The organism is Candidatus Saccharimonadales bacterium (assembly GCA_036397795.1).
Lineage (GTDB): Bacteria > Patescibacteriota > Saccharimonadia > Saccharimonadales > DASWIF01 > DASWIF01.
In genome coordinates this window covers 1-6170 of sequence record DASWIF010000022.1, presented here as the reverse complement: position 1 = coordinate 6170, position 6170 = coordinate 1, and the positions used below count along the sequence as shown (strand labels likewise).

Here is a 6170-nt window from a genome sequence, read left to right as displayed (position 1 = left end):
CAGACTGGCGCTTAAGCCAGTTTCTTCTTTTAGCTCCCGGGCGGCAGCTTCGAGAATGGTCTCGCCCCAGCGGATTTTGCCGCCGGGAATACCCCAGAATCCATACCATGGGTTCTTTAGCCGCTCTTGTACCAGGTATTGGGTTTGGCCGCGGCTTTGCCGCTTTATACCGAGCAGGACGGCAATCTTTGGTTGCCGCTCGATAGTATTTTTATCGGTATCCAGCCGGTTGGCGTACTCTTTGCCAGCTGGTGTCAGGCGGTATTGTCCGCGACCGACCTTCTCTACCAGACTGAGCTTAAGCAAGCGTTTAATATGAAAGTTGAAGTGGTCGCTTCCGAGGCCGGTTGGCTGTCTTAGTGAACTATAGCTGGCCTTTGGTTGAAACAGCAGTTCCCGTAAGATATTGGTCTGAGCCTGGTGGATCTTTACCTCATGAGCCACGTGATGGACACCTCGTTGTTAGTCCAAGCATATCAAGTCTGCCAGCTAAATCTAGTAAAGTCGACTTTAGCTTTAGGCTATAAAGTGGTGGCTGATTCGCGGCCTCAACTAAAAAACCTATCCGGTCATAAATATGCGGGCGATAAAATAGCGTACTTAAGGAATTATCAGACGCTAGATACATTAAACGTGTGGACAAAGCCCAAGGCTTTGATGGTAAAAGCCCAAAAAAGGACTTGCAGTGGGTATAGGTGGGTAGTAGACTGTCTGAAGTGGGTACTCGTGGGTAACCCCTAGCGAGAAAACAAAAACCACGCACATCAAAAAAATAACCAAAAAACAACCTTAAGCCAGTGGACTACTTTGAACGCAAGCTCGACGACAAGCGGCGGCTGACGATTCCCGCCGAACTTAGGCGTGAGTTTGAAAGTGGGCTAATCTTGACCCGCGGTTTCAACAAGTATTTACACATGTATCCGAAACAGGTTTGGGACGACGAAGTCGAACCGAAACTAAAAGGGGATATCTTAAGCGAGCAAGTGGCCGATTTGAACGTTCAGTTTCGGTCGGGCAAGGTTGACGGCGCCCTCGATAAAAAGCAAGGGCGGGTCACCTTAGAGAATCATCTGCTCGAGTACGCCGGTATTGATAAGGATGTGATCGCCGTACGGGCGGGTAATTATTGGCGCTTAAGCGCGCCGATTAGCACGGAAGTCCAGCACTTTAACAAATAATAGTTAAGTTTTTGAAGCTAACTATTCGGCAGTCAACAAGTGGATTTAGGGCACCACTATTAAAAACCCTCGCTCTTTACTCACAACAAAACACCTCCCAAAACTCCACCTCACACATAAGTCTCTTAAAAAGACGCTATGGAATTATAGTGAGAGTTCATCGAATTCTTACACCACAACAACTCCATTAGCAACAAAAACAAAAATTAGACAAAAACAAACACGTTGACTGCTGGTTAGGTGGCTTTGACAAAACAAAAAGAACACCACCACAACAACCATCAGCCAGTACTCTTGAGCGATACTATTCGCTTACTCGCGCCGAAATCCGACGACAGTTACTTGGATTTGACGGCCGGCTACGGCGGACACGCCGCGGCGGTACTAGCTAAAACGAAGAGACCCGACCGGATGGTGCTTGTTGACCGCGACGACGCGGCCATTAAAGCGCTGGATCGGTTTAAAGAGCAGGGCAGCGTCGTTATCCATCAGGATTTTCTCGCTGCCACCAGTCAGCTCTCGGGGCAGAAATTTGACATGATTCTGGCCGACTTGGGTGTCTCTTCGCAGCACTTTGACAGAGCTGACAGAGGTTTCAGCTTCACCTTAAACGGACCGCTCGACATGAGAATGGACCGTTCAGGCGCGCTAACGGCCAGCCAAATCGTAAACGACTGGCCGGTCGAAAGGATTGCGGATGTTATTCGCCGTTACGGCGAGGAACCGCGCGCCTTGGTGATAGCTCAACGGATTGTAGCCAACCGGCCGATTAATTCCACGGCGGTGCTGGCTGAAACAATTCGGCCAGCCGCCAGCCAAAGCGGGCGCCGGAAACACCCGGCCACCAGAGTATTCCAAGCCATCAGAATCGCTGTCAACGACGAACTGACTCAGCTGGACGACACTCTGCCGCTATTACCGGATTTGATGGCGCCGGGCGGGCGTCTCTGTATCATCAGCTTTCACAGCCTTGAGGACCGGCTGGTCAAGCAGTTTTTTAAAGAACTCTGTGGCGGCGGATATGAAGCCGAGCACGAGTTGCTAACCAAACGGCCGATTAAAGGCGAATTAAACGACGTTCACAACCCGCGTGCCCGGAGCGCTAGGCTCAGGGCCGTTGTGAAAATAAAAAACCAAAAAAGAAGGGAGCAGTAGTACATGCTGATCCAAGTCAGAAAAAGCCCTTCGCGGTCTTATCGGGTCCAAGTTCGGGTCGGATAAGCCCTCTCATCAGCCCGCTGCCTGTATAACTAACGGCAGCGGGCGCGACAGGGTAAAAAAACAAACATAAAAATAAACATAAAAACCACCACATGCAACCATATGCTCTTACCTCTCAACACCAAGTATTAAAACGCAATCAAAACACTGCCAAGTACACGCCGATCAGCCGCCGCTTAGGGCCGATTTCCCATGCTTTGTTCGTTGCGCTGATGATTGTGATTCTGGGATTGATGTATCTTACCCAGATTACTAAGACAACCGCGTTTGGCTATCAAGTCAATGATTTACAGACAAAACGGGCCGAGTTGGTCGAGGAAAACCAGCAGCTGGAAGACGAAGCCTCTCGTTTGCAGTCGCTAGAGGCGATCAGGAACAGCGATGTCGCTAAGTCGCTGCAAAGCAACGGCCAGATAGAATTTACTCAGCCATAAACGAGGGCCACAATGACTCAGCGAATCAGGGTTTTATACGCGATACTAGTTCTTATCGGCGGTATCTTTTCGCTGCGGCTATTTAATTTACAGGTACTTGAGGGTGAAACTTATGCTAACTCGGCGCTCAACGAACAGCTAAAAAAGTACGAGATTGCTCCCGATCGAGGACGAATTTATGCCCGGGAAGGGGATAGTAAGGTACCACTGGTTCTAAACGATCTCCAACCAACGCTTTATGCCGACCCGCGCTATGTAACTGATCCGTTGGCCGCGGCCAAAGCTGTGGCTGGTGTAATCGGCGGCGATATTGAAGTATATCGCCGAGAAATGGCCACTACCGACAATTATTATGTTGTGCTAAAAAAACGACTAAATGCTGTTCAGGCCCGAGAAATCGAGAAACTGGCACTGGCCGGAATCGGCCTGCAAGACGCCACCTACCGAACTTATCCGGAGGGCAACCTAGCTGCCCAGCTACTCGGGTTTGTCAACGACGACGGTACTGGCCAATACGGGGTTGAGGGTTTCTTAAACGACGAACTAGCCGGCGAGCCAGGCTTGCTCAGAGCGGTAACCGACGTTAATGGTATCCCCTTAACGTCGGATGATGACAGTATCATTAAGGACTCCCAAGACGGTACCGACGTGGTGCTGACGATTGACCGTTACATCCAGCGGGCGGCTGAACAGGCGTTAGCTAACGGTGTTAAAGCGGCTAGCGCCAAATCCGGCAGCGCCATCGTTATCGATCCAAGTAGCGGCGCGATTTTGGCCATGGCAAACTACCCATCCTATGCGCCGGCAAAATTTTCCGCCGTGAAAGACGCCGCCGTTTATCTTAACGGGGTGGTATCGACCCCTTATGAGGTTGGCTCGGTAGCCAAACCGTTCACCATGTCGGCCGGGTTGAACGAGGGCAAGATTACCCCCCAGAGCACTTATTTTGACGCCGGGTTCGTCCAGGTTGACGACAAACGCATCGAGAACGCCGGGGTGTCCGGCGGGGTCAGCCGAACGATGACCGAAGTTATCCAAAAATCGGTCAATACCGGCGTGGTTCATGTATTAAAAGAGCTCGGTGGCGCCGATCAGGTCAATCAAACAGGACGCAACGTGCTGTTTGACTACTTTACCAAGCACTATGGTTTCGGCTCGTTAACCGGTGTCGAGCAAGCGGCCGAAGCCGCCGGCGTGCTTTACGCCCCGGATTCAGGCGAGGGGAATAACGTTAAATACGCCAATATGACTTTCGGCCAGGGTATGACTTTGACAATGCTTCAAACTGTGGCCGCCTATAGCGCTCTGGTCAATGGCGGTACTTATTTCCAGCCCTATCTGGTTCATTCCCGGATTGATCGGCTGAGTGGTGACGACATGGTGTCGGCGCCCAAAGCCTTAAGAACGGTTGTAAGTGATAAGACTTCGCGTCAAATCCGGGCCATGATGGAGAAAGTTGTCCAGCTGGGTGGCGGTTTCTCGGCCAAACGGGCGGGTTATATCATCGGCGGTAAGACCGGTACCTCGCAAAAATTAGCGGCTGACGGCACTTACAGCGACTACTTAGAAACTGGGTCGTTTCTTGGTTTTGGAGCCGGGGATAAGCCAGCGTACGTTATTATGATAAAGGTCGATGAACCGGGCATACCGGGTTATGCCGGTACGGTAGCGGCGGCGCCAATCTTCGCTAATATTTCGAACCAAATAATTGATTATTACCGGCTATCACCGGTAAGGTAGTAGGGCTTAATATGTTAGAACTCATCGATTTTCAGGACGAATTAATCAGAGTTTTTATCTTAGGCTTCTTAGCATTGGTTCTGGCCGTGATAATCACCCCGCTGTACACCTCGCTGGCCTATCGTTACAAGTTTTGGAAAAAACCGCGAGAAAATGCTATCACGGGTGAAAAGGCCGCCGTTTTTACCAGACTCCACGCCGATAAGCACCGTCGATTAATACCGACCATGGCCGGGGTCATCGGACTTGTGGCTATCACCATAGTTACTTTGTCGTTTAATTGGACGCGCGAGCAAACTTGGTTGCCACTGGCTGCCACTCTCGCGGCCGGTGGCGTCGGTCTAATCGACGACATCATCAATATCCGCGGCAGCGCCCGAGGAATAGCTGGTTTGCGTTCGTCGTTAAAGTTTGGGTTGATCAGCCTGATAGCTATCGGCGGCGGCTGGTATTTTTATAATAAGCTGGGCTATGACTCCATCAACGTTACTTTTTTCGGCCAGGTGGCCGTCGAGTGGCTGTTGGTTCCGATTTTTGCCTTTGTCGTGGTGGCGACGGCCAATGCCGTTAATATCTCTGATGGTTTGGACGGTCTGGCCGGCGGGTTGTTGGTTTCAGCCTTTAGCTCGTTCGGCACGATCGCTTTCTTACAAGGAAACTTTGGTATCGCCGGCTTTTGTCTGACTATTACCGGTGCGTTAATTGCTTATGTCTGGTTCAATATCTTCCCGGCACGGTTTTTTATGGGCGATGTTGGCTCGTTTGCGTTGGGTACCGCCCTGGGAGTTGTGGCTATGCTGACTGATACGTTGGTATTACTGCCGATAATTGGCGGCGTGTTTGTGGTCGAGGCTGGTTCCAGCCTGGCCCAAATTATGAGCAAGCGTCTGCGCGGTAAAAAAATTCTGCTGTCGGCGCCCATCCATCACCATTTTGAAGCCGTCGGCTGGCCGGAAACCAAAGTTACGATGCGTTTTTGGGTGGTCGGCCAGGTGCTGGCGGTAACGGGTATCGCCCTCGCTTTGGTGGGGGGTAATATCTGATGGCCCGGACTACCAGACTGACGACTGACGGATATTTAAGGCGGCACAAAGCGGATTATTCACTGCTGCTTATTACCGGCCTGTTGCTATTACTTGGTACGGTGATGATTTATACAATTAGCCCGGCGCTAGAACAAAGCAGCGTGCTGTATCGGCAGCTCGGACATATTGGTCTGGCGGCGCTGGCCTTTTTAGCCGCGGCCAACTTACCGCTCGATATCTGGCGAAAATTGCATCTGCCGATGCTGACAATTTCACTGGCGGTTTCAGCGCTGCTATTAGTGCCATCACTGGCGCTTGAGGTCAATGGCGCGACACGGTGGCTGGACCTGGGGCCGTTTTCATTCCAGCCGGCGGAAATGCTGAAGTTCTCGTTGGTGATCTATTTGGCCTCGTGGTTAGCCGAGCGCAAACGTAGCCAGCGGCTAAACGATTTTAAGGAAACCATAGTGCCGCTGCTGTTTGTTACTACCGGTGTCGGTTTGTTAATCGCCGTCTTGCAAAAGGACCTGGGCACGATGATTGCCATTGTCGGTATCGTTAGCAGCATGTTA

Annotated in this window: 7 protein-coding genes; 6 read left to right on the top strand and 1 reads right to left on the bottom strand. The window is 51.2% G+C overall.

From position 1 onward, the window contains the following. Nucleotides 1-444: NUDIX domain-containing protein (locus tag VGA08_01480; protein HEX9679265.1), on the bottom strand; the 444-nt coding region annotated here is incomplete at its 3' end. 353 nt (nt 445-797) lie between these two features. On the opposite strand from VGA08_01480, the gene VGA08_01475 reads away from it, so the two are divergent. From VGA08_01475 to VGA08_01450, 6 genes are all read left to right on the top strand, one after another. Continuing rightward, entirely contained in the window at nt 798-1178 is a 381-nt protein-coding gene (locus VGA08_01475; protein ID HEX9679264.1) for a hypothetical protein, read from the top strand. Nucleotides 1179-1418: 240 nt separating this feature from the next. Next, entirely contained in the window at nt 1419-2333 is a 915-nt protein-coding gene (gene rsmH / locus VGA08_01470) for a 16S rRNA (cytosine(1402)-N(4))-methyltransferase RsmH (GenBank protein HEX9679263.1), read from the top strand. 158 nt (nt 2334-2491) lie between these two features. Beyond that, nucleotides 2492-2833, top strand: coding sequence for a hypothetical protein (locus VGA08_01465; GenBank protein HEX9679262.1), 342 nt, complete (start codon nt 2492-2494; stop codon nt 2831-2833). Nucleotides 2834-2845: 12 nt separating this feature from the next. Then, nucleotides 2846-4573 (top strand): penicillin-binding protein 2, encoded by a 1728-nt coding sequence (locus tag VGA08_01460; protein ID HEX9679261.1) that lies wholly within the window; start codon nt 2846-2848, stop codon nt 4571-4573. Nucleotides 4574-4584: 11 nt separating this feature from the next. Next, the gene (gene mraY / locus VGA08_01455; GenBank protein ID HEX9679260.1) at nt 4585-5616 is read left to right on the top strand and encodes a phospho-N-acetylmuramoyl-pentapeptide-transferase; all 1032 of its coding nucleotides are present in this window, start codon (nt 4585-4587) and stop codon (nt 5614-5616) included. Beyond that, the coding region (locus VGA08_01450; protein ID HEX9679259.1) for an FtsW/RodA/SpoVE family cell cycle protein at nt 5616-6170 on the top strand (555 nt) is incomplete at its 3' end. The genes mraY and VGA08_01450, both read left to right, overlap by 1 nt.